This window comes from Streptomyces sp. NPDC001980 (genome assembly GCF_040296885.1).
GTDB lineage: Bacteria > Actinomycetota > Actinomycetes > Streptomycetales > Streptomycetaceae > Streptomyces.
On sequence record NZ_JBEOYD010000037.1, the window covers coordinates 15,277 to 37,637 of the forward strand.

Annotated in this window: 19 protein-coding genes; 7 read left to right on the plus strand and 12 right to left on the minus strand. The window is 72.1% G+C overall.

From position 1 onward, the window contains the following. Positions 1-72 precede the first annotated feature (72 nt). Positions 73-558: a DUF5990 family protein gene (locus tag ABT137_RS39000; RefSeq protein WP_351716445.1), complete on the plus strand. Its 486-nt coding sequence runs from the start codon at positions 73-75 to the stop codon at positions 556-558. Here the strand turns inward: ABT137_RS39000 and ABT137_RS39005 are convergent. Next, positions 537-2,204 (minus strand): FAD-dependent monooxygenase, encoded by a 1,668-nt coding sequence (locus ABT137_RS39005; RefSeq protein ID WP_502984648.1) that lies wholly within the window; start codon positions 2,202-2,204, stop codon positions 537-539. The two genes, ABT137_RS39000 and ABT137_RS39005, sit on opposite strands and share 22 nt — an antisense overlap. Positions 2,205-2,272: 68 nt before the next feature. Beyond that, positions 2,273-3,997 carry a sigma-54-dependent Fis family transcriptional regulator gene (locus ABT137_RS39010; RefSeq protein WP_351716297.1) on the minus strand — a complete coding sequence of 575 codons (1,725 nt, stop codon included), beginning with the start codon at positions 3,995-3,997 and terminating at the stop codon, positions 2,273-2,275. Positions 3,998-4,160: 163 nt separating this feature from the next. Between ABT137_RS39010 and ABT137_RS39015 the strand changes: the two genes are divergently transcribed. Then, entirely contained in the window at positions 4,161-5,900 is a 1,740-nt protein-coding gene (locus tag ABT137_RS39015) for an FAD-dependent oxidoreductase (protein ID WP_351716300.1), read from the plus strand. Positions 5,901-5,990: 90 nt separating this feature from the next. Continuing rightward, positions 5,991-6,905, plus strand: a complete 915-nt coding sequence (locus ABT137_RS39020; protein WP_351716302.1) for a YceI family protein — start codon at positions 5,991-5,993, stop codon at positions 6,903-6,905. 30 nt (positions 6,906-6,935) lie between these two features. On the opposite strand, the gene ABT137_RS39025 is transcribed toward ABT137_RS39020, so the two are convergent. The 5 genes from ABT137_RS39025 to ABT137_RS39045 form a co-directional block, all read right to left on the minus strand. After that, complete coding sequence (locus ABT137_RS39025) at positions 6,936-7,370, minus strand: tautomerase family protein (protein ID WP_351716304.1); 435 nt, start codon at positions 7,368-7,370, stop codon at positions 6,936-6,938. Between the two features lie 46 nt (positions 7,371-7,416). Then, positions 7,417-8,265 (minus strand): alpha/beta fold hydrolase, encoded by an 849-nt coding sequence (locus tag ABT137_RS39030; protein WP_351716306.1) that lies wholly within the window; start codon positions 8,263-8,265, stop codon positions 7,417-7,419. 91 nt (positions 8,266-8,356) lie between these two features. Continuing rightward, on the minus strand, positions 8,357-9,250 hold the full coding sequence (locus tag ABT137_RS39035) for an MBL fold metallo-hydrolase (RefSeq protein ID WP_351716308.1): 894 nt from the start codon (positions 9,248-9,250) through the stop codon (positions 8,357-8,359). A gap of 174 nt (positions 9,251-9,424) precedes the next feature. Next, the gene (locus ABT137_RS39040; RefSeq protein ID WP_351716310.1) at positions 9,425-10,747 is read right to left on the minus strand and encodes a sensor histidine kinase; all 1,323 of its coding nucleotides are present in this window, start codon (positions 10,745-10,747) and stop codon (positions 9,425-9,427) included. A 40-nt stretch (positions 10,748-10,787) separates the two neighbouring features. Next, complete coding sequence (locus ABT137_RS39045; RefSeq protein WP_351716312.1) at positions 10,788-11,465, minus strand: response regulator transcription factor; 678 nt, start codon at positions 11,463-11,465, stop codon at positions 10,788-10,790. Positions 11,466-11,634: 169 nt separating this feature from the next. Here ABT137_RS39045 and ABT137_RS39050 point away from each other — a divergent pair, with 169 nt between their 5' ends. Then, positions 11,635-11,961: a hypothetical protein gene (locus ABT137_RS39050; RefSeq protein WP_351716314.1), complete on the plus strand. Its 327-nt coding sequence runs from the start codon at positions 11,635-11,637 to the stop codon at positions 11,959-11,961. A gap of 150 nt (positions 11,962-12,111) precedes the next feature. Beyond that, positions 12,112-12,516: a nuclear transport factor 2 family protein gene (locus ABT137_RS39055; RefSeq protein ID WP_351716316.1), complete on the plus strand. Its 405-nt coding sequence runs from the start codon at positions 12,112-12,114 to the stop codon at positions 12,514-12,516. Between the two features lie 34 nt (positions 12,517-12,550). Here ABT137_RS39055 and purU read toward each other — a convergent pair whose 3' ends face one another. The 3 genes from purU to ABT137_RS39070 form a co-directional block, all read right to left on the minus strand. Continuing rightward, positions 12,551-13,459, minus strand: coding sequence for a formyltetrahydrofolate deformylase (gene purU / locus ABT137_RS39060; RefSeq protein WP_351716318.1), 909 nt, complete (start codon positions 13,457-13,459; stop codon positions 12,551-12,553). Continuing rightward, positions 13,456-14,328, minus strand: a complete 873-nt coding sequence (locus ABT137_RS39065) for a methylenetetrahydrofolate reductase (RefSeq protein WP_351716320.1) — start codon at positions 14,326-14,328, stop codon at positions 13,456-13,458. Before ABT137_RS39065 ends, purU begins: the two co-directional genes overlap by 4 nt. Before the next feature lie 114 nt (positions 14,329-14,442). After that, positions 14,443-15,807 (minus strand): aminomethyl transferase family protein, encoded by a 1,365-nt coding sequence (locus ABT137_RS39070; protein WP_351716323.1) that lies wholly within the window; start codon positions 15,805-15,807, stop codon positions 14,443-14,445. Between the two features lie 396 nt (positions 15,808-16,203). Here ABT137_RS39070 and ABT137_RS39075 point away from each other — a divergent pair, with 396 nt between their 5' ends. Beyond that, complete coding sequence (locus ABT137_RS39075; RefSeq protein WP_351716325.1) at positions 16,204-18,513, plus strand: nitrate- and nitrite sensing domain-containing protein; 2,310 nt, start codon at positions 16,204-16,206, stop codon at positions 18,511-18,513. Between the two features lie 16 nt (positions 18,514-18,529). On the opposite strand, the gene ABT137_RS39080 is transcribed toward ABT137_RS39075, so the two are convergent. After that, entirely contained in the window at positions 18,530-19,708 is a 1,179-nt protein-coding gene (locus ABT137_RS39080) for an AI-2E family transporter (RefSeq protein ID WP_351716327.1), read from the minus strand. A gap of 95 nt (positions 19,709-19,803) precedes the next feature. Then, positions 19,804-20,607, minus strand: coding sequence for a serine hydrolase (locus ABT137_RS39085; RefSeq protein WP_351716328.1), 804 nt, complete (start codon positions 20,605-20,607; stop codon positions 19,804-19,806). A gap of 266 nt (positions 20,608-20,873) precedes the next feature. Between ABT137_RS39085 and ABT137_RS39090 the strand changes: the two genes are divergently transcribed. After that, positions 20,874-22,325 carry a purine-cytosine permease family protein gene (locus ABT137_RS39090; RefSeq protein WP_351716330.1) on the plus strand — a complete coding sequence of 484 codons (1,452 nt, stop codon included), beginning with the start codon at positions 20,874-20,876 and terminating at the stop codon, positions 22,323-22,325. The last annotated feature ends 36 nt before the right edge of the window (positions 22,326-22,361 follow it).

Below are 22,361 nucleotides of genomic sequence, written 5' to 3' on the forward strand. Positions count from 1 at the left end.
GCGGACCGTTCACGAGGTCCGCCGGCCGGCCGGTGCGAGCGGTTCATCGGCGATGATGGCCGCATGGCCCCCATGGACCTCCGCATCGACGCCACCGACCTGCCCGGCCGCTCCTGCCCGGCGCCCGAAGACAGCGGTTTCTCCCGCTACGGCGGCATCCATGTCGCCGTACAGCGCCGCAACCGCCCCGCCGAGCTGCTCGACGCCCAGCCCGGCGACGCCGCCTCCGCGACCTGGACGCTGCCGTGCAGCGCGGCGGTCTCGGCCACCGGCGTCGACATCACGGGGCCCTACGTCCAGGGCGGTCCCGGGGGCCGGTTCGTCTACCTGTCCTGGGGGACCGTGGACGCCGGGGGTGCGTTCACGATGTTCCGCCGGGCCAAGCTGATGCTCGGCGCCGTCCCGGGCGCGGTGGCCGAGGCGGCGGTGCGGGACGGGCTGCTGGTCGGCCGGCTCGGGCTGACCGACGCCCGGGGCATGCCGCGGTGCGCACGGGTCGTACCGCCGGCCGTCGTCTGGAGCGCCGGGAGCGGTTCTCAGCCGAGTGCCTCGCGGTAGTCGGCGAGCGCCGTCTCGGTGTCCGTCAGGGGGAAGCGGGCGCCGAGGTGCCCGTCGGGACGGACGACGAAGCCGGTGGGGCCGCCGGGGCGGTAGAGGCGGGCGAACTCACCGGCCGTGTCCAGGTATTCGGGGACGAGGGGCACGTGGGTGCCGTCCTCCGTGCGGATGGCCAGGACGTCCCAGCCCGGGGCGAGGACGGCTTTGATCACGTCGGTGGGGTCCGCCGCGTAGAGCAGCACGACGTGGTCCGGGCGGTCCCGCAGGATGTCGAGCAGGCGCAGCGGGTAGGCGGCGAGCGGGGTGGTGAGGCCGGCGCAGTCGGGGGCGCGGTCGCCGGGTTGCGGGACGTCCGCGGGGCCGTAGGGGGCGGTGGCGAGGGGGCCGTCCCGGTAGCCGACGAGGAGCTGGGCCTCGCGGAGCAGGACGGTCCGCGGGTCGTCGGGGTCGGCCGCCGTTCCGTGCACGGTGTGGCGTACGGTGCGGCCGACGACCTCCTCTCCGACCGGGCGGCGCTCGGCGTCGTAGCTGGTGAGCAGGGCGGGACCGGCCTCTCCACGCAGGACGAGGGCGAGCTTCCAGGCGAGGTTGCAGGCGTCCTGGATGCCGGTGTTCATGCCCTGGGCGCCGATGGGCGGATGGATGTGGGCGGCGTCACCGGCGACGAAGACGCGGCCCTCGCCGTAGCGGTCGACGATGCGGTGGCTGATCCGGAAGACGGAGGACCAGCGCAGCTGCGAGAGGGTCGCGGGCCGGGGCGCGAGGCGGTCCACGACGGCCTGGAGGTCGGACAGCTCGGGCAGCCGCCGTCCGCTCAGCGGGCCGTGGGCCACCGCGTCGGCGCCGTCGGCGTTCTCGGGGGAGGGTCCGGAGAGTTCCGACTGTTCCGAGAGGTCCGGCGGGACCCGCATCGCCATGCGGTAGCGGCCCGGTCCGGGCAGCGGGATGCAGACCAGCAGGTCGTCCGTGGTGCCGTCGGCGCCACGGTGCTCGGAGCGGACGGTGTAGCCGGCCGGCAGGTCCCAGTCGGCCACCACGTCGCCGAGCATGTACTCCTCGGTGAAGGCCCCGCCCGGGAAGTCGAGGCCGAGGCTCTTGCGGACCGTGCTGTGCGCCCCGTCGCAGCCGACGAGGTAGCGGACCCGCAGTTCCTCCGCCGTGCCGGAGGCGGTGCGCAGCCGGGCGGTGACGCCGTCCTCGTCCTGGGCGAAGGAGAGCAGTTCGGTGCCGCGTTCGACGGCCGTGCCGAGCCCGTTCAGGTACTCCTCGATGATCCGCTCGACCTCGTACTGCGGCAGCGCGGCGAAGCCGTACGGCACCTCGGGCGGCAGCGTCAGCTCGACCCGGCCGGTCTCCTCGCCGTCGACGTAGCTCAGCTGCCCGCGCAGCCGCACGGCCTGCTCGACGACGGTGCGGGCCAGGCCCATCCGGTCCCAGAGCTCGATGGTGCGCGGCTGGATCCCGACGGCCCTGGCGTACGGCAGCCGGGCCGGGAGCCGGTCGACGAGGCGGCAGTCCGCGCCGTGCCGGCGCAGTTCGGCGGCGGCGCTCAGCCCTACCGGGCCGGCGCCCACGATCAGGACGTCGGTTGTCTGCGTCACGGGCGTCTCCCAGCAGGTGGCCCCGGACCGGTTCCGTCCTTCCATGGTCGCCCCGGCGCGGACGGGCGGCGAGCCGGGGCGCGCCGTCGTGGGTGCTCGGCGCGGCCCGGCGGCTATGTGTGGCTGCCGTAGGTGCGCAGCTTGCGGTAGAGCGTCGCGCGGCCGATGCCCAGGGCGGCCGCCGTCCGGGCCTTGTTTCCGCCGTGGCGGCGCAGGGCCTCCAGGATCGCGGTGCGTTCCGCGTCCTCCATGGGGGTCAGCGGGCGTCCCGCGGGTCCCTCGCGTACGGGGTCGGGCAGTTCGGTGCGTCGGACCGGCCCCACCGCCCGGCGTCGCTGCGCCAACGACCTTACGAGATGGGTGAGTTCGGTGACGTTGCCGGGCCACGGGTACCGCTCGAGGGCGCGCCGGGCATCGAGTGTCCAGGTGAGCGGGGGCCGACCGGGTTCCGGCACCGGGGCCACTGCGGCGAGCAACTCCCTTATGTCCTCTGGGCGTTCGCGCAGGGCGGGCAGGGTGACCGAGCGGGCGGCCAGGGTGTCGAGGAGCCGCTGGAGGCAGGGGCCGGGGGGCGCTCCCGGGGTGTAGGTGACCAACAGGGGTGCGGTGGGCCGGGCTTCGAGCAGGGCGACGACCGCCGCCACGTCGTGCTGGGCCAGGCGTTCGGCGTGGCGCAGTACGAGGCTGCCGCGGGGGTCGGTGGGCAGCGTCTCGTGCAGGTCGCCCTCGGCCGCGTCGACGACGAGCGGCTCGGTCCCGCCGAGCAACTCGCGGGCCAGGGAGGTCTTTCCGGTGCCGCGTTCGCCGACGAGCAGTAACGGGGCGTGGGTGACCGCCAGTTCGGCGGCGCGCTCGGTGGCGTGCCGCCACGGCACCGAGTGCCCGGCCAGCCTGGTGGGCGGGCGCCCTGCGGGGACGGCCGGGGCGCGACCGGGCGCCGGTTGCAGTACGGCGACGGCGCCGACGGTCTCGCCGTGACGGCGGACGATCTCCACCGCGGCGCCGCACGGAAGCCGGGTACCGGGCGCGTCCTCGCGCAGCGCCTCGTGCACGGCGCGTTCCAGGTCCTCGATGTCCCGCGTCGACAGCAGCCGGGCCGCGGCCCCGCTCACCAGCCGGCTGTGGCCGGCGAAGGCCACCACCGGCCGGTCCTGCCCCGCGCACGCCGCGAGGTAGGCGTCCAGCAGGGCCCGCTCCGGCGGGCGGGTGTGCACCCGCAGTTCCGCCTCCACCACCGCGGCCGTCGCCTCGGCCAGCGCCGCCTGCGGATGCGGTGCGCAGCCGCCGCACAGGGCCGAGGCGACGGTGACCGTGCCGACCGGCCTGCCGTCGCCGGGGGCCCGCAGCGGCACGCTCACCGCGGAGACCTCCTGCCACACGTCGAGGATGTGCTCGGGTCCGTGCACCTCGGCGCGGTGGCCGGTGCGCAGGGCCAGGGCCGCGCTGTTGGGGCCGACGCTCTGCTCGGAGAGGTCGGGGCAGAGCGTGTCGCGGGGTGCGTACCCGGCGGACCACAGCACGCGGAGCCGGGCATCGGTGAGGAGGAGGGTGGCGCGCTCGTGGCCGAGTACCGGGGCGAGTCGCTCCAGCACCGGCCGGGCCGCTTCCAGCAGTGCGGGGTCGGACGACTGCGGGGCGCGGCCTGTGCAGTCGGCCGCCGAGTCGGGTCGTACGCCGTAGAAACGGGCGCGCCGCCAGGCGGCCGCCACCTCGTCCGGTACGTCCGCCGGCGGCGGGTGCCCGGCGAGGAAGCGGGCGCGGGCCCTGCGCAGTTGGCCGAGCGCGGGGCGGGCCGTGGACTGCAGGCCGGCCGTGGGGGGATGCTCTGCGGTGGTCATGGCGCCCCTCACCGTACCGGGGACAGTTGAAGGGGCAACGACCGGCCTGCCCCGCCGGGTTCCGCCGTACACCGGGTGTCTCGGATTGAGACACCCACGGCCGCCTCCAGCAATTCATGATCTTGAACGGTCGGTTTCCGTCCTTTCCCCTCCGGAGTTCCCCGTGCACACCGATGTCGTGACCGACGTCCTGATCGTCGGCAGCGGCCCCGCCGGTGCCTCGGCCGCCCTGGCCCTGAGCACCTACGGCGTACCGAACATGGTCGTCACCCGCTACGCGAGTCTCGCCGACACGCCGCGCGCCCACATCACCAACCAGCGCACCATGGAGGTCCTGCGCGACCTCGGGGTCGAGCAGGAGGCCCTTGCGCGGGCCACCCCGCAGCACCTGATGGGAAACACCACCTTCTGCACCAGCCTGGCGGGTGAGGAGCTGGGGCGGGTGCGGTCCTGGGGGAACGAGCCGCTGGTGCAGGCCGCGCACGATCTGGCGAGCCCCACGGTGATGTGTGACATACCACAGCACCTGATGGAGCCGGTCCTGGTCGACGCCGCCGTCGCCCGCGGCACCGTCTTCCGCTACAGCACCGTCTACAAGTCGTTCACGCAGGACGCGGACGGGGTGACCGTCACCGTCGAGGACCGGGTACGCGGCGACGAGTACACGATCCGCGCCAAGTACCTCATCGGCGCGGACGGCGGGCGCTCGAAGGTGGCCGAGGACGCGGGGCTGCCGATGGGCGGCCAGATGGGCGTGGCCGGCAGCGTCAACATCGTCTTCGACGCCGACCTGAGCAGGTACACCGCCCACCGCCCGTCCACCCTGTACTGGGTACTGGCCCCCGGCGCGACCGTCGGCGGCATCGGCGCGGGTCTGGTGCGCTGTGTCCGCCCGTGGACGGAGTGGCTGATCGTGTGGGGGTACGACGTCACGGCGGGCGCCCCCGACCTGACCACCGAGTACTCGGAGTCGGTCGTCCGGCAACTGGTCGGCGACGACGACATCGAGGTGACCGTGAAGTCGTCCTCGGCGTGGACGGTGAACGAGATGTACGCGGAGACGTACTCCAACGGGCGTGTCCTCTGCGCCGGTGACGCCGTGCACCGGCACCCGCCGTCCAACGGGCTCGGCTCGAACACCTCCATGCAGGACTCGTACAACCTGGCCTGGAAGCTGAAGCTGGTCCTCGACGGCACCGCGGACCCGAGCCTCCTCGACACCTACACCGCCGAACGCGCGCCCGTGGGGCGGCAGATCGTCACCCGGGCCAACAAGTCGATCGGCGAGACCGCCCCGATCTTCGAGGCGCTCGACGGCCTCGCCCCGCAGACCCCCGAGCAGCTCTGGGCCAACATCGCCGCCCGCAAGGAGCCCACCGAGGCGGCCGAGAAGCAGCGGGCCCGGCTGCGGGACGCGATCGCCCACAAGGTGTACGAGTTCAACGCGCACGGCGTCGACCTCAACCAGCGCTACGCGTCGGACGCGATCGTCCCCGACGGTACCCCCGACCCCGGCTTCGCGCGCGACCCCGAGCTGTACCACCAGCCCAGCTCCCGCCCGGGCGCCAAGCTCCCGCACGCCTGGATCACGTCGGGCACCCGCACCCTGTCCACCCTGGACACCGTCGGCAGGGGCCGGTTCACCCTGCTCACCGGCATCGGCGGCGAGGGCTGGGTGCGGGCGGCCGCCGCGCAGGACCTCGACATCGCCACGGTCGTCGTCGGCCCCGGCCAGGAGTACGAGGACCCGTACGGCGACTGGGCCCGGCTGAGCGAGGTGTCCGACTCGGGTGCCCTGCTGATACGGCCGGACGGGTACGTCGCCTTCCGGCACCCGGCCGCCGCCGAGAACGCGGCGGACCTGCTCGGCGCGGCGCTGCGGCAGATCCTGGGCCGCGTCTGACCGTTCACGACCGGGGCGGACGACGACCGTACCGCCCCCTCCCCTCCCCTTCCTCTCCTCCCCACGCACGCAACACGAAAGGTGAACAGCATGGCCCTCGGGCTGCTCAGGCGCCGGTGGTCCAAGGACACCCTGGCCCGTTCGGCGGGACTCACCCTGCCCCTCCCGCCCGGTGCGGGCGGGGTCGCCCGGACCGTCCTGGACCCCGTCGACCAGCCGCTCCGCGGCGCCGACGTCACGGTCACCGCGCTGGACACCCACCAGGTGGCGGCCCGGGGCACGACCGATCCCTTCGGCTTCTTCATGGCCGCCCTGCCGCCCGGGCGCTACAGCCTGCTGATCGTCGCCGAGGGTCTGGACCCGCACCGGGAGGCCGTCGACATCGCCGCCGACAGCTGCCCGGCACCCACGCACGTCCGGCTGCAGCCGGCCCGGCAGCTGCCGCTGCCGCCGACCGGCGGATGGGTCTTCGATCCGCCGCACACCGCGATCCGGTTCATCGCCAAGCATGTCGGCATGGCACATGTCCACGGTCGGTTCGAGCGTTTCGACGGTTCGGTCAGCGTCGCCCCGGACATGAGCCAGTCGACGGTCCGGATGCGCATCGACGCGTCGAGCATCAACACCGGGAACACGACCCGCGACAACCATCTGCGTTCCGGGGACTTCCTGGACGTCGAGCGGTATCCGTACATCGACTTCGCCAGCACGCGCTTCGCCTACCGGGGCGGCAGCAAGTGGACGCTCCTCGGCACCCTGACGATGCACGGCGTCAGCCGTTCGGTCTCGCTCGACACCACCTACCTGGGCACGGTCAACGGCGGCTACGGCGAGGAACTGCGCTGCGCCGCGCTCGCCACGGCCGAGCTGCACCGGGAGGACTACACCCTCAACTGGCGGTCGATGCTGGCCCGCGGCATCGCGGTGGTGGGTCCGACGGTGCAGCTGGAACTGGACGTACAGGCGATGTACCGCTCACCGGACACCCCGACCCCGCCGGAGTGACGGGGCGGATCCGCCGGACCGGTGGGCGGGTCAGAGGCCGGTGCCCTGGATGCCGTCCAGTGCCTCCGCGTTCTCGGTGAACCACTCGGCCTCGCCGCCGGGGTGCGGGAGGACGAGGCCGTACTCCATGGTGATGTCCGAGTCGATCTCGTTGAGGCCGGACAGGACCTGCTTCGGGGACACCCCGGCGATCTCCGAGTACGCCGCGGTGATGCTCTTGATCAGGTTCTGCTTGGCCTCCAGGGTCCGGCCGGCCCGGATCGCCCCCTGGATTCCGGAGATCGTAGTGTCGAGTTCGCCGGCGCTGTAGGCGACGCCCTCCGGCAGCTCGTTGAAGAAGACGTGCACGAACACCGCGGGCGCGCCGGTGAACGCGACGTGCGCGTCGGTGAAGGCCTTCGCGATCCGCTGCCGCTGCTCGGTGCCGAGCAGCCCCTTGGGCGACGAGACGTGGTAGATGGGCACGTGCCTGGCTCCTGACGGTGGGTCGGACTTCGGTGCTCGCGCCGGATCAGGCGGCCGTGGCGAGGAACGCCTCGACGTCGGCGGCGAACTCGGTGTGGTGCTGGAAGAGGAACCCGTGCGCGGAGTCGGGGTAGATCTTCACCCGCGCGTGCGGGACCAGGCCGGCTATCAGGTGCGAGTAGTGCGGCAGGATCATCGGGTCGCTGTCGCCGTTGGCCACGAACACCGGCATGCGCAGCGCGCCGAGACGCTCCAGCGAGCCGTGGTCGGGGACGCCCCAGCCGCACACCGCGTCGTACTGCGCCTGGCGGGTGGCCCAGGTCGTGGGCTCGTCGCGGCCCTGCTGCCTGCCGAAGATGCGCTGCAGGAACTCCTTGGCGGCCTGCTGGCTGGTCCCGGACGGGGCGAAGAACACCTTGAGGTAGGCGTCCGCCGTGGGCTCGGGGGCGCCGGTCGCCTCGATGACCTCCGGCGCCCAGCCGTGCATACCCGCGGCTCCGCGCGGTGCGGAGGACGCGAGGACGAGCGAGCGGGCGACGTCCGGACGGGTCAGCGCGATCTCCTGGGCGACGAAACTCCCGATGGAGAAGCCGAGCAGATCGGCCCGGCCCAGGCCCAGCGCGTCCATGAACGCGAGGGCGTCGCGGGCCATCTGGGCGATGGTGCCGGGCGTACGGCCGGTGGTGGCGGCCACACCGACGTTGTCGAACGTCACCACCCGCCGGGCGCCGGCCAGCGCGTCGACGAGCGCGGGGTCCCAGTTGTCGAGGTTGCCGCGGAAGTGCTGCAGCAGGACCAACGGCACCCCGTCGCCGCCGGTGTCCCGGTAGGCGTAGTCGATGCCGTTGCCCGCGCTGACCACTCGGTTCGGCAGCGCCGCGTAGGAACTGGTCATTGATGTGCTCCTGTTCTGCTTCCATACATGTGTCGGGGCACGGCTCGCCGAAACACGGGTGCCTCGCGGCTTCGGCGGCCCCACCGGACCCCTAGAGCCAGGCGGCGAGGAGGGTCTGCCACGGGTCGCCGCCCTCGCGTGCGAGGTAGACGGCGCGTGAGCTCACCCACAGCACGGTGGTCCCGAGATGCTCCGGATACCGCTCGGTCATCGCGTGGAAGAAGTCCACGGGCGTGTCGTGCGCGGCCAGGGTGGCCTCGGCGACGTCGAGGTACTGGCGGGTCTCGGCGACGAGCCGTGCCGCGTCGTCGTCCAGGTTCTTGTTCTGGTGGCTCGCGACGATCCGGCGCGGCTCCAGCGCGGCGACGGTGTCGATGGCCTTCCGCCAGGCGTCGAGACCACCGCCGGCCGCCTCACCGAGGTACTGGTGCACCCCGTTGTAGATCACGTCGCCGGCGACGACGAGGCCGAGGTCCGGGACGTGCAGCACGGTGCAGTCGTCGCTGTCCGCGTGGCCCGCCTCGACGATGTGCAGGTCGTGGCCTTCGAGGGTGAGGCGGTTGCCCGGGACCGTCACGGCGGTGACCGGGGACGGCGGGATCTGGCCGGGCCACATCACGTCCCACAGGGCCTCCCTGGCGGACACGTTGGTGTGCATCTGCTCGATGGTGCCGGCGGAGGCCACCACCTGGGCGCCGAAGCGCTCGGCGAGCATCTGGGCGGTGAACCAGTGGTCGCCGTGGCCGTGGGTGGCGAAGACGTGGGTCAGCCGCTTCCCGCTCGCCGCGACCCAGTCCCCGACCGTGCGTGCCTGCGTGCGGGTCAGGGGCGGGTCGACGAGCACGGCGTCCTGCGCGCCGTGGACGAGGGTGACCGCGACGGGCTGGTAGACGCGGGGCTCACCGTTGGGAAGCAGTTCGGGCAGGCTCTGGGGCAGAGGGTCGAGGACGAGGACGTCGTGGCCGAGGGCGGTGTCGGTGGACACGGTTGCTCCTTCGTGGGATGCCGGCTGCCGGCGCGATGCGGTCCGAGTCGGTTGCGCCGACACCGATGAGGAGTGCGTTCGATGAGCACGCGGTGTCGGGGCCTCAGTGTCGATCGACCGACGATCGCCGGTCTCTCACGCGAATAGGTGAGAGGTGTGCGGGCCGGCCGTCGCTCACGCGCCGGGGCGCGCCGTGCCGGGCGGCTGGTGTCCTCGCCGGACGGGCAGGGTCAGCACGATGCGGGCGCCCTGGGGTGCGGCCCGAGGTGGCTGTGCGGTGAGGGTTCCCCCGTGCGCGGTCGCGATGTCACGGGCGATGGCGAGGCCCAGACCGGTGCCGCCCTCGTCGCGGGTGCGGGCGTTGTCCAGACGGGTGAACCGGTCGAAGACTCGCTCACGGTCCGGTTCGGGGATGCCGGGACCGTCGTCGCGGACCTCGACGAGCAACGCCTGCCGGGTGTGGCGCACCTCGACGGTCACGGTGCTGTGCGCGTGCCGCAGGGCGTTGTCCAGGAGGTTCGTGAAGAGTCGGGCGAGTGCCGTACGACTGCCCAGCACCGTCTCCTCGGCGTCGACGTCGGCATCGGCATCGGCATCGGCATCGGCATCGGGGGACGGATCGGTGGTGAGAACGACGACGGGCTGACCCGGGTACCGTTCCGCGACGGTCCGCCGCAGCAGGTCGGTCACGGACAGCGGCTGCAGGCGCAGCGGCTGACGCGCGTCCAGACGGGCCAGGAGCAGCAGGTCGGCGACGATCTCCTCCAGCCGAGTGGTGTCACGCAGGGCTTCGCCGCCGACGGTGCTCCATTCGGCGTGGTCGGGGCGGGCCATGGCCAGTTCCAGACGGACCTTCAGGGTGGTGAGGGGGCCGCGCAGCTCGTGCGAGGCGTCCGAGGTGAAGGTCCGCAGCCGGCCGACGGCACGCTGGAGTTGGTCCAGGGTGGTGTTCATCGTCTCCGCCAGCAGGGCGACTTCGTCGCCGGAGTCGGGAACCGGGACGCGGTTCTGGAGACTGTGCGCGGAGATGTCGGCGAACTCGGCCCGGATGGTCTCCACCGGTCTCAGCGCCCGGCCCATCGCGTACCAGGCCAGGCCCGCGACCAGCACGACCAGCAGGGCCGTGCACGGGACGAGGGCCCAGGTCAGCGTGGTGACGGCGGTGCGGGCCGGAGCGAGATCGGGGAAGGCCTGCACCAGGATCGGCCCCGCGGGCGTGCCGACACTGGCACTGGCGCCCCCTCGTCCCGTCGAGGTGGTCGTCGACGACCCGGTGGGCGCCGCCGTGTCGAGGACGATGTCCGGCAGGGCGGCCTGTACGTCGGCCGGAGGTGTGCCGGAGCCGAGTCGGCGGGCGGCCTCCTCGACGTGGTCGCGAGCCGCGGTGGCGGCGGAGGTGACGAGGTTGGTGTGGACGGCGTACAGCAGGACCACCGAGCAGGCCGCGAGGGCGAGACCGGCGACCAGCGCGACGGCCGCCGTGGCACGGCCCCGCACCGTCCTCGGTCGCAGCCTCGGACGCCGCCTGCCGACGCGGTCAGGCCCCGTCGGAGCGGAGCCGGTAGGCCCCGCCGGGCACGGTTTCGATGCTCGCCCGGCCGAACGGCCTGTCGATTTTACGGCGTAGCGCACTGACGTAGACCTCCACGATGTTCGGGCCGCCCTCGTAGGCGCTGTCCCAGACCTGTTCGAGGACGTCGGCCTTGCTGACGGCGACGTCCGGGGTGGCCGCGAGCAGGGCCAGGATGTCGAACTCACGGGGGGTGAGGGCGATGTCGGTGTCCGCGCGGCGGCAGCGGCGGGCGGCCGTGTCGATCTCCAGGTCCCCGAAGTGCCGGACGATCTGCCGCTCCGGACGTGCCCGGCGGATCAGGGCGTGCAGCCGGGCGGTGAGGACGACGAAGGAGAAGGGTTTCGTCAGGTAGTCGTCGGCCCCTGTGTCCAGCCCTTCCGCCTCGTCGTACTCGCCGTCCTTCGCGGTCAGCATGAGGATCGGGGTGTTGTCGCCGGACGACCGCAGGTGGGCGCAGACCTTGTAGCCGTTCAGGCCGGGCATCATCACATCGAGAATGATCACGTCGTAGGTGTCGGCTGCCGCCTTGGCGAGACCGTCGAGGCCGTCGTTCGCGGTGTCCACCGCGAAGCCCTGTGAGCGAAGGCCCTGTCTGAGCAGTTCGACGAGTCGGGTGTCGTCGTCCATGAGCAGCACGCGCATGCCCCTACCTTGCCCGACCGGTGGCGCGGGGCGCTGAAGAGGATCTTCAGCACGCTCAGCGGTCCTTCAGCCGTCACCGGCGAGAGTCGGTCCGTACCTACGCGGCGGGGCCGGCGCCGGGTCGGACCCGGCGTTCCGCGTCCCCGACTCTCATCAAGGAGCTGAGTTCATGGACATGCAAGGGCGCAGGACGCCACGCCGACGGAGCGTGGTGACGGCCGGTGCGGTCGCCGTACTCCTCGCTTCCGGCGGTGTCGCCGTCGCGACGGCCCCCGACGGGGGCGGCACGAGCACGGACGGCGGGCCCACGCTCACCCGGGTGTCCGGCAAGCCGTCCCATGTGGAGCCGGCCACTGCGACGCCGGTGACCGACGGCATCCGGCTCACCGAAGTACCCGGCGCGCCGCAGGACGTGCGGCCCGCGGATCCGGCGACCCCTGTGACGGATGTCCCCGTCGTCGGCGGCGACGAGGGACACACGGTGTCGAAGCCGTAGCCCGGGCCTCCCGGTCAGCCCCGCAGGGCCGACCGGGAGCGGGAGAGGACCCGCCATCGGCTCCCGGGGGGCCTCACGATCGCTGACCTGCCGATCCCGTCATAGCGTGGAGGTGCACCGATCGTCCAGGAGCCCCACGGAGTGATCGCGATGATTGAGAGCCGGACCGAGCGGAACAAGGCCGTCGTTCTCGAGTTCCTGACGACTGCGTTCAGTTCCAAGGACTTCGCTTCGCTGGACCGGTACGTGCACCCGGACTACGTCCAGCACAACCCCTTCATCCCGCCGGCCAAGGCCGGACTGCGCAAGTTCATCGCCGGACTGCCCGACGACACCCGCTACGAGCCGGGCGCGATCATCGCCGAGGGCGACCTGGTCATGGTGCACGGCCGCTACTCCGGCGGTCCCGACAAGCCCCTCCTCGGAGTCGACATCTTCCGTTTCGAGGACGGCCTGGTGGTGGAGCACTGGGACGTCCTGCAGAACGAGGTCGACGCGCAGGACACCGTGGCGGGAAATGCCATGTTCACCAACCCGCAGACGAGCCCGGCCTGACCGTCCGGGGCCCGGCGGCCGCGCGGCCGCGCGGCTACGCGAAGACGATGGTGTGGTTGCCGTCGCGGATCACCCGGTCCTCGGCGTGCCAGAGGACGGCGCGGGAGAGGACCGCGCGTTCCACGTCGGCGCCTCGTCGGGTGAGGTCGGCGGCGGTGTGGGCGTGGGTGACACGGACGACGTCCTGTTCGATGATCGGGCCCTCGTCGAGGTCCTCGGTGACGTAGTGCGCGGTCGCGCCGACGAGTTTCACGCCCCGTTCCTTGGCCTTGGCGTACGGCCCGGCACCGATGAAGGCGGGGAGGAAGGAGTGGTGGATGTTGATGATCGGCACCCCGGCCCGCTCGATGAAGTCGCCGGAGAGGATCTGCATGTAGCGGGCCAGGACGACGAAGTCCACGTTGTCCTTGAGCAGTCGCAGGTGTTCTGCCTCGGCGGCCGACTTGTCGGGGCCCGTGGACGGCACGTGGAAGAACGGGATCCCGAAGGAGCGGACCTCGTCGGCGACATCGGGGTGGTTGGAGATCACCATGGCGACGCTGACCGGGAGTTGGCCCTGCCGGTGCCGCCAGAGCAGGTCGAGCAGGCAGTGGTCGGACCTGCTGGCGAAGATCGCGACGCGCTTGGGGGCCGACATGTCGCGCAGGGTGCAGCGCAGCCCGAACTCCCTGACGAGGTGCTCGTCGAGGTCGGCACGGAGGGCGGGCAGGGCGGCCCGCAGGCCGGGGAGGGTGAAGACGGTGCGCTGGAAGAAGGCGCCGCCCTGCGGGTTGTCGGAGTACTGGTCGAGGGAGACGATGTTGGCGCCGTGCCGGCTGAGTACGGTGGTCAGCGCGGCGACGATCCCGGTGGCGTCGGCTCCCTGGACGATCAGGGAGGCCTGGTGGTCCGGCGCGTTGTGCTGCCGGGCGGTACGGGCCCGGGTGTCCTGGGCGAGGGTCATCCGTGGTGGTCCTTCCGGAATTGGGCGACCCATTCCGAGGTGGCCCGCAGCCCGCCGAACGTATAGAAGTGGATCTTCACCTCGCCGTGGCGGGCCGGGTCGTAGCCCTCCGCCAGGGCGTGCAGGAACCGGTCGGGGCCGGCGGTGCCCATCAGGTTGGTGAGGGAGAGGCCGTACTTCCTGGCGATGGCGGCGCTGGTGCCGACGCCGAACCGGGCCGCGTAGGCCATCAGGCGCCGGACGCCGGCCGGGCCGGGGACGCCGACACGGACCGGGAGGGCGATGCCCGCGTCCCGGACCCGTTCGATCCAGGCGAGGACGGGGCCGACGTCGAAGCCGAACTGGGTGATGACGCCGCCGTCCAGGCCGTGCGCGGCGAGCGCGGCGGTCTTGTCGCGCAGCACGGACCACAGGACGTCGCCGGGTATGGCGGGATGGCCCTCCGGGTAGCCGCTGATGCCGACGTGCCGTACCCCGTGCCGCTGGAGCAGGCCGGACTCGATGAGGGACAGGGAGTCCTCGTAGGGGCCTTCGGGGCTCGCCGGGTCGCCGGCGACGGCGAAGACGTTGTCGGAGGTGCCGTCGGTGTGCAGGCCGGTGAGGAACTGTTCGAAGTCGGCGTGGGAGCCGAGCCGCCGGGCGGACAGGTGCGGCACGGGCACGAAGCCGAGCCGCCGGACCGCGCGGGCCGCGTCCAGTCGCATCCGCAGATCCTCGTTGCCGAGGAAGGTGACGTTGATGCGGGTGCCCTGGGGGATCGTGTCGCGGGCCTCCTCCAGTCCGGGGACGTCCTTGCCGGTCATCTCCAGGGAGAAGTCCTCCAGCAGTGTGGTGCCCACCGCCGTCGAGGCCGTGCTGAGGGGGGTCATGGTGCTCCTTGCCGAACGTCGAGCTCCGATTTTCGGACATCACTGACCGGCCGCCGTATCCGGGAGGCCCTGTCCCGGAGGTCGTATCCGGGTGGCCGGATCCGGGTGGCCGGATCAGGCGTCGCGGCGGTACCGGGTGCGGGCGTGCCCGTCGAAGGGGCTCGGCTGCACGGTGGCCCGGATGCGCGGGAGACCGAGGTCGGCGTCGGGGTCGGTACCGGGGCCCGGGTGCTCGCCCCAGACCACGGTCACCTCGGTGCCGGGCGTGGCGTGCGCGGGGTCGATCAGGGTCTGGGCCAGCACGGTGCCGACGGGGTCGATCGAGGCGGACTGCATGGTCACGCCGACGAGGTCGGTGCCGGCTCCGGTGCCGGTGCGGTGCTCCACCCGGTGGCGGGCGTAGCTGAGCACGAAACCGGGGTCGGCGCCGTCGCCCAGTACCCGGCGCACGTCGTCCCGGTCGAGGACCAGGGTGACCTTTCTGCGGAGTTCCTCGTCCTTCGCCTTGAGCAGGGCGTCGCGGCCCAGGAAGTCGTGGCCGAAGTGGATCATCTTGCCGTAGCCGAGTTCGTAGGGCGACACGTAGTAGTCCTCGATGTCGGGCGAGAACCAGCTGCCGTTGAGGGGCCGCCGGCCCTCGATACCGAACAGCGGCAGGTACCGGCGGTATTCCGCCAGCTCGGGGGCGGTGTAGATGCCCGGGACCGGGGAGGGGATCCAGCCGCTCTCCACGCTGGGCGTCGTGTACGCCAGGGCCCCGACCCGGACCAGGCCGAAGGGTTCACCGGCCGTGAGGAACGCCTCGTGGACATGGGCCGCGTGCTCCCAGGGGCCGACGAACTCGAACCCGGCCTGGCCCGCCATGCCGTGCCGCAGGGCCCTGAAGGCGCGGCCGTCGAGGGTGACCGGCGTGGAGTGGAAGAACTTCGTCTCGGGCAGCGGCCCGCCGAAGACGCCGGCCACCACGTCCAGCGCCAGCGGGCCCTGGATCTGGTAGCGGAAGAGCCTCGGGTCTCCCCCACCGGCGCGGAAGGCGCTGGAGGGATCGGTGACGAAGGCGACGTCGTAGCCGCCCTTCTCGGCGTGGTACCGCACCCAGTGCTGCGCGGCGGGGATGCCGCTGAGCAGGTACCGGTTCCCGGCCTCGCGCAGCAGGATCCCGTCGGTGACGATGTGGCCGGCGCGGGTCACGGGTACGTACTGCTTGGCCTGGCCGACCGCGAACCTCTCGAAGTCGTTGACGCCGTGGTCGGCGAGCAGCCGGGTGGCGTCCGGGCCCTCGATCCAGAGGTCGTACATGTGGTGCGACAGGTCGAGCAGCGCGACACCGTCGTGCCAGGCCGCCTGCTCCTGCCGCCAGCCCGCGTACTCGCGGGCGACGACCTCGGGCGTCCACGGCTCGGCGCCGGGCTTCCACAGCAACGCGACGGGAGAACCGGCCTTTTCTATGCCGTCCTGGAGGGTGGGAGTGCTGGTCATACGGCTCCTTCGGATCCGCCCGATCGATTCGGTCCCTGCGCGATCGACCGGACTTAATCGATCCAGTACTTAATCGTTCTAGCGGGACGTTAGCAGCGCCGCTTCCGGCTTGGCGAGCGTCGGGACCCGCACACTTTGCTTGCGCGCGACGCCGCTGCGCAGCGGCAGGGCAAGCGCCGCCTGTTCAGCCCATCGAACGACCCGGAGGGCGCAGGTCAGCCACCCCACGGTCCGTGCGTTGACCACCGATGGTTTTGATTGAGCTTTGTACCATTTCCGAGAAACCGCTTCACTGAAACGCCGGTCGATCCCGATCGCTGGGTGTTAGAACTTGGCCACAGAACGTCGGGCTGCGCACAGCCCTGCACGCCATCCCTGTTGTGAAATGGGACGACCTTGCCCAAGTCCAGACCCCTGACCGGCAATTGGCGCGTCGCGAGACGCCTCCAGGCCATTCTGCTCATCCCCGTGCTCGTGGCCCTCGGCCTCGGCGGCCTCCGGGTGAAGAACTCGGTCGACACATTGCGGGACGCCAACGACGCGGTGCGCGTGGCGGAGTTGGTGCAGGCGGCGAACGCCTACGCCAGTGACGCGATCAACGAGCGCGACGTGTCGGTCATCCCGCTCCTGGAGGGCAAGCGGAACGCGCCCGCCGTGGCCGCGGCCCGCAAGGCCACCGACGCCGACGCGAGGGCGTTCGACGCGGCGGTGGCCCGGGCGCCGAGGACCGCGGGCCTCACCCGGCGGATCGAGCTGGTGCGGGCGGGCGAGAAGCAGCTGGCTGCGGTACGGGCCGACGCGTTCACGGCCAGGTCGTCGGGGGTGCAGACGGAGGAGAGCTACCACGCCGTGCAGCACCCGCTGATGGAGCTCTCGAACGAACTGGGCTTCGGCAGCAACAACCAGGCGAGCTTCGGGCGCACCCTGTACGCCATCTCCCTGACCCAGGCGGCCGAATCCCTGGTGCGTGCCATCGGCACGCACCTGCTGGTCGAGAACCGCGACGCGCTCGCCGAGGGCGAGCTGCAGACCCAGCTCGGCTCGTTCAGCTCGTACGCCTACCTGGAACAGGTGGGCCTCCAGGAGTACGCGGGCGCCGGTACCGCCGGGGACATGACCCGGCTGCGGGCGGCGCTGGCCGACGCGCAGAAGAAGGGGGCGCAGCAGACGGCCAAGGCCGCCCAGGATGCCAAGGCGGCCGGGCAGGCCTTCGTGACGCCGCCGGCCCTGACGAAGATGATCAGCGAGATCGCCTCCGGGAAGACGACCGAACAGCTGGCCGCCGAGGGCATCACGCCCGAGTCGTTCTTCGCCGCGTCCGCGCTCGCCTTCGACGCCTACCGGGGTATCGAGGTGCATCTCACCGACACCGCCCTCGCCAGTGCGCGGAGCATCGCCGACGACGCCAGACGGGACGCGATCACCAACGGCTCCGTCGCGCTCGGCGCCGTCCTCGCGGCCGTGCTCCTCGCCGCCTGGGTGGCCCGCTCGATGAGCCGGGGCATGCGCAGGCTCAGCGCCTCGGCGATGGAGATCGCCGCGCAGCGGCTGCCTGCGGTGATCACCCAGTTGTCGCAGGCCGTGCCCGGCCAGGTGGACACCAGGGTCGCGCCGATCCCGATCACCACCACCGACGAGATAGGCGAAGTCGCCCGCGCCTTCGACCATGTGCACCGGGAGGCGGTCCGGCTGGCCGCCGAGCAGGCCCTGCTGCGCGGCAACGTCAACACGATCTTCACCAACCTGTCCCGCCGCAACCAGTCGCTGATCGAGCGCCAGCTCGCTCTGATCACCGACCTGGAGGAGCGCGAGGCCGACCCCGAACAGCTGGCGAACCTGTTCAGGCTGGACCACCTGGCCACGCGGGTCCGCCGCAACGGCGAGAACCTGCTGGTGCTGGGCGGCGAGCGCCCCACCCAGCAGTGGGACCACCCGCTCCCCCTGGTCGACGTCATCCGGGCGGCGGCCTCCGAGGTGGAGCAGTACGAGCGGATCGAGCTGGCGGGCATCCCGGAGGCCGAGATCCACGGCCGCGCCGTCACCGACCTGGTGCATCTGCTCGCCGAGCTGCTGGAGAACGCCACCTCGTTCTCCTCGCCGCGCTCGACGGTCCGGGTCACGGCGACCCGGCTGCCGGACACCCGGATCATGGTGGAGATCCATGACCAGGGCATCGGCCTGGTGCCCGAGGACTTCGCGCTGATCAACCACAAGCTGGCGAACCCGCCGACCGCCGACGCCGACGTCTACCAGTACATGGGCCTGTTCGTGGTGGGCAGGCTCGCCGACCGGCACGGCATCCGGGTCCAGCTGCGGCCGGCCGCCGGGGAGTCCGGCACGACCTCGCTCGTCATGCTCCCGGGCACCGTCACCTGGCGCAGCGGCACCGAGTCCGATGCCGACACGCTGGCGCTCTCGGCCTTCAAGGCACGCGCCACGCCCGGGCTGGCGGCCCTGCTCGCGAACGGGCCGGCCGATCCGTTCGGCGGGCACGAGGCCTGGGACGACGGCATCCCGGGCCCCGGCCCCGCGGCGCCGTCCGGCGCGCCCGCCGCCACCACCCCTGCTCCCGCCGCGGCCGGAACCTCCGCACCCGCCCCCGCCGCGTCTGCTTCCGCCGACCCCGGGCCCGCCGGACCGGCGGCGCCGTCCGGTCGTCCCCGTCGCGCGTCGAAGCGCGGCCGTCGCCCCGCCAAGGACGGCTGAGCCCCCGGCACCGGGGTCAGGGCGGCGGTACCGGGCGCAGGGCCCGCACCACCGACCAGAAGACGGAGATGAACGGCACGGCCACGACGGCGCCGATCACCCCCGCGACGATGCTGCCGGCGATGACGGACACGGCGACGACGAGGGGGTGCAGCCGCACCGCCCAGCTCATCACCAGCGGGTGCAGCACATGCCCTTCCAGTTGGCCGATGACGACGATGAGCACGAGGACGGCGGCGGCCGTGAGCGGGCCCCGCCCGGCCAGCGCCACCACCGTGGCCACGCTCAGCGCGACCGGTGAGCCCACCAGCGGGACGAACGCGGCGAAGAACTCCAGCAGGGTGAGCGGCAGCGCGAGCGGCACCCGCAGCACGACCAGGGCGATGCCGACCAGGACGGCGTTGACGGCGGCCACGATGATGATGCCGCGGGTGTACCCGGCGAACGTCCGCCAGGCCGCGTGTCCCGCCCGGTCCCAGGCGCCGCGGGCGCCGGCCGGCAGCAGTTCGCTGCTCGTCCAGGCCCACAGCCGTTCGCCGGAGTGGATGAAGAAGACCGAGGTGAAGAGCGCGAGCGCGCCGCCGGTGACGAGTTCGACGAGGGTGCCGAAGCCGCTGAGCGCCCGGCTCGCCAGGTTGGAGCGGTGGGCCTGGATGTAGTCGACGATCTGCTGCTGGAGGTGCGACAGGGCGCCCGGGCCGAGCCGGAAGGGCGGACGCTGCAGCCAGACCTCGATGCGGTGGATGCCGCCGCGGAACTCTTCGGCCAGCGTCGCCGACTCCTGCGCGACCGCGTTGCCCACCAGGGCCAGCAGGCCGAAGAACAGGCAGATGCTGCCGACCAGGCTCACCGCCACGGCCAGCGGTCTGGGGAGCCGTCGGGCCAGCAGGTCGGCGAGCGGGCGCAGCACCGAGGTGACGACCAGGGCCAGGAACACGGCGACGGCGATCAGCTGGAAGCGGCCGAGGATGACGAAGACGCCGTAGACGACGATGCCGACCACGATGAGCCGCCAGGCGTAGGCGGCGGCGATCCGCAGGGCGGGGACGACGACCGCACTGACGGAGGCGGAGGCGCGCGGGTCGCGGGCCCGTTTCGGGATCCGGATCGCGCGTGCGGCCCGGCTGCCCGGTGCCGCGCCGCGGGCCCGGCGGGCGCGGCCCCGCCCGGCCGCCGGCCCGCCCGCACCCGCCACCGCGCCTCCCGTTGCCTGCCTCCGTCACCTCTCATGCACGTTAGGGGCATTTCCGACGGCGGGCGGGATGCAGTGGGCCAAGGGGGTCAGACGGGTCAGTGGGCCGCCGTCTCGGAGACGGCGGTGCGGACGGCTCGTTCCACCAGGTTCACGCCGGCCGGCATGGACGCGTTGCCGTCGGACAGGACCGCGACGAGGTAGTGGTGGCCGCCGGTCGTGATGCGGCCGATGCTGTTGATGTCCCAGCGGCCGGTCGTGGTGCGCATGAGCCAGCCGTTCTTCAGCGCCCACCCCGAGTCGGCGGCGGCCGAGACGCCCCAGGACTGGTCGGCGGCGATCTCGGTCATCAGGGTGGCGATACGGTTTCGGGACGCCGCGTCGAGGGGTGTGGGGCCGGTGCCGAAGATCGCGCGCAGCAGTCGTATCTGATCGGCCGCGGTGGTCCGGGTGAGCCCCCAGAGGCCGCCGGGGCCGCCCTGGGTCTGGGTGAGTCCGAGCCGCTTGTTGGCCGACGTCAGGCCGGGGGCCTCGCCGATGGCCCGCCACAGGGCGGTGGCCGCGTTGTTGTCGCTGTCGCGGATCATCACCTGCGCCTCGGCGCTCTCCCTGGCGGTGAGGGCGCGCCGGTGGTCCCGAGCGTGGAGGAGCATGGCGGCGAGGATGTCGACCTTGACGATGCTCGCCGTGTCGTACGGCGTGCCGTCGCCGTAGACGGTGGGCTCCGCGCCCGTGCCGTCCAGGTCGAGGACGGCGGCGGTCACCCGCGCCGTGCCCGGCGCCTGGACGGCGGTGCGGAAGTCGGTGGTGCCGGAACCGGCGTCGGCCGCCATGGCCGCCGGCGCGGCTCCGGCGAGCAGCGTCACCACCGTGGCCATGACGGACAGGGTTCGGTTGAGCATGGCGGGAACCTTCGCAGTTCGGGTCGGAGGGACACAGAGCTGCGAACGTAGACAAAATGTCCGTCCCGCGACATGACCGCCGCCACGACGGGACCGGTTCTGGGCCGATTGTGAGCAGGGCAACAGGGCTCGCTGTGAGCGGGACGACAGTGCGTCACGCGAGGCGGATCTTCCGGTGTACGGAACGTTGATTCCGCATGCCTCATCCGGATCCGCCCGGGGGAAGAATGAGGTCAGAGCGACGGACCTGGCCCCTGGGAGGTGCCATGAGCACATCGGCGGAACCGCGGGTGAGCGGTCTGGAGGTCCGGTCCATCGACTATGTGCCGCTGGACGAGCGGCACGGCAAGCTGTGGCATCTGGGTCCGCTGTGGTTCATGTCCAACGCGCAGATCGCCACCCTGGCCGTGGGGCTGATCAGCATCACGGAGGGCGGCAACCTGATCTGGTCGCTGCTGGCGATCGTCGCGGGCACGCTGATCGGCACGTTCTTCATGGCGTTCCACTCGGCGCAGGGGCCGCAGCTGGGACTGCCGCAGATGATCCAGTCCCGCCCGCAGTTCGGCTATGTCGGGGCGCTGCTGGTGTGGCTGTTCGCGTACGTGCAGTACGCGGGCTTCAACGTGTTCAACACCATCCTGGCCGGTCAGGCCCTGAACACGACGATCCACGGCGGGGTGAAGCTGTGGGTGGTCGTGGTCACGGTGATCGGGCTGGTGGTGGCGCTGGTGGGATACGACGTCATCCACAAGGCGGAGCGGTTCCTGACCTACACGTTCCTGGTCGTCTTCGGGATCTTCACCGTCGGCGTCCTGGTGACGCTGCACTACCCGGCGGGCTCCTTCGACCTCGGCGCCTTCCGGGCCACGCCGTTCCTGGCGCAGTTCGGCGTGGTCGCCGGCTACCAGATCAGCTGGGCCATCTACGTCTCGGACTACTCGCGCTACCTGCCGCCGGACGTCACCGTCCGCAAGACGTTCTACTGGACCTACTTCGGCTCGGCGCTGGGCGGCATCTGGCTGATGGTGCTCGGGACGCTGCTGGCCGGCTGGGCGGGCGACAGCTTCGACACCATCCCGTCGATCAACGCCGCCGGCGACAAGGTCTTCGACGGCTTCGGCGCGATCGTGCTGCTGTTCTCCGCGCTGGGCCTGATCTCCGTCACCGCGCTGAACATGTACGGCGGTTCACTGACCCTGATCAGCGCCATCGACTCGTTCAGACGGGTACGGCCGACCCTTGGCGTGCGTCTGGTCACCCTCGTGGTGACCGCGGCACTCTCCCTGATCGGCGCGCTGGCGGCGACGTCGAACTTCCTGACGAACTTCAACAACTTCCTGCTGCTGGTGCTCTACCTGTTCATCCCGTGGACGTCCGTGAACCTGATGGACTACTACGTGGTGCGCCGGGGCCACTACGCGATCGCCGAGATCTTCAAGCCGAACGGCATCTACGGCCGCTGGGGCTGGCAGGGGATCGTGTCGTACCTGGTCGGGTTCGCCGTCATGATCCCGTTCTTCTCGGTCGGCACCCTCTTCGTCGGTCCCGCCGCCAAGGCCCTCGACGGCGCCGACATCTCCCTGTTCGTCGGGCTGCCGGTGTCGGCGCTGCTGTACTGGTGGCTGACCCGTTCGATCGACGTCGAGGCGGAGACCCGCATCGCCGAGGCGGAGGCGGCGGCCCTGGAGCAGGCATCGCACGAGCACCGCGAGCCGTAGGGGCCGGCTGCCCACCGGACTCGCTCTCGAGTCCGA

Coding starts and splice junctions, on each gene's coding strand:
- ABT137_RS39070 (WP_351716323.1), bottom strand. CDS start 15,807: ATGACCAGCACTCCCACCCTCCAGGACGGCATAGAAAAGGCCGGTTCT.
- ABT137_RS39055 (WP_351716316.1), top strand. CDS start 12,112: ATGATTGAGAGCCGGACCGAGCGGAACAAGGCCGTCGTTCTCGAGTTC.
- ABT137_RS39050 (WP_351716314.1), top strand. CDS start 11,635: ATGGACATGCAAGGGCGCAGGACGCCACGCCGACGGAGCGTGGTGACG.
- ABT137_RS39030 (WP_351716306.1), bottom strand. CDS start 8,265: ATGACCAGTTCCTACGCGGCGCTGCCGAACCGAGTGGTCAGCGCGGGC.
- ABT137_RS39065 (WP_351716320.1), bottom strand. CDS start 14,328: ATGACCCCCCTCAGCACGGCCTCGACGGCGGTGGGCACCACACTGCTG.
- ABT137_RS39085 (WP_351716328.1), bottom strand. CDS start 20,607: ATGCTCAACCGAACCCTGTCCGTCATGGCCACGGTGGTGACGCTGCTC.
- ABT137_RS39090 (WP_351716330.1), top strand. CDS start 20,874: ATGAGCACATCGGCGGAACCGCGGGTGAGCGGTCTGGAGGTCCGGTCC.
- ABT137_RS39000 (WP_351716445.1), top strand. CDS start 73: ATGGACCTCCGCATCGACGCCACCGACCTGCCCGGCCGCTCCTGCCCG.
- purU (WP_351716318.1), bottom strand. CDS start 13,459: ATGACCCTCGCCCAGGACACCCGGGCCCGTACCGCCCGGCAGCACAAC.
- ABT137_RS39010 (WP_351716297.1), bottom strand. CDS start 3,997: ATGACCACCGCAGAGCATCCCCCCACGGCCGGCCTGCAGTCCACGGCC.
- ABT137_RS39020 (WP_351716302.1), top strand. CDS start 5,991: ATGGCCCTCGGGCTGCTCAGGCGCCGGTGGTCCAAGGACACCCTGGCC.
- ABT137_RS39005 (WP_502984648.1), bottom strand. CDS start 2,204: ATGGAAGGACGGAACCGGTCCGGGGCCACCTGCTGGGAGACGCCCGTG.
- ABT137_RS39045 (WP_351716312.1), bottom strand. CDS start 11,465: ATGCGCGTGCTGCTCATGGACGACGACACCCGACTCGTCGAACTGCTC.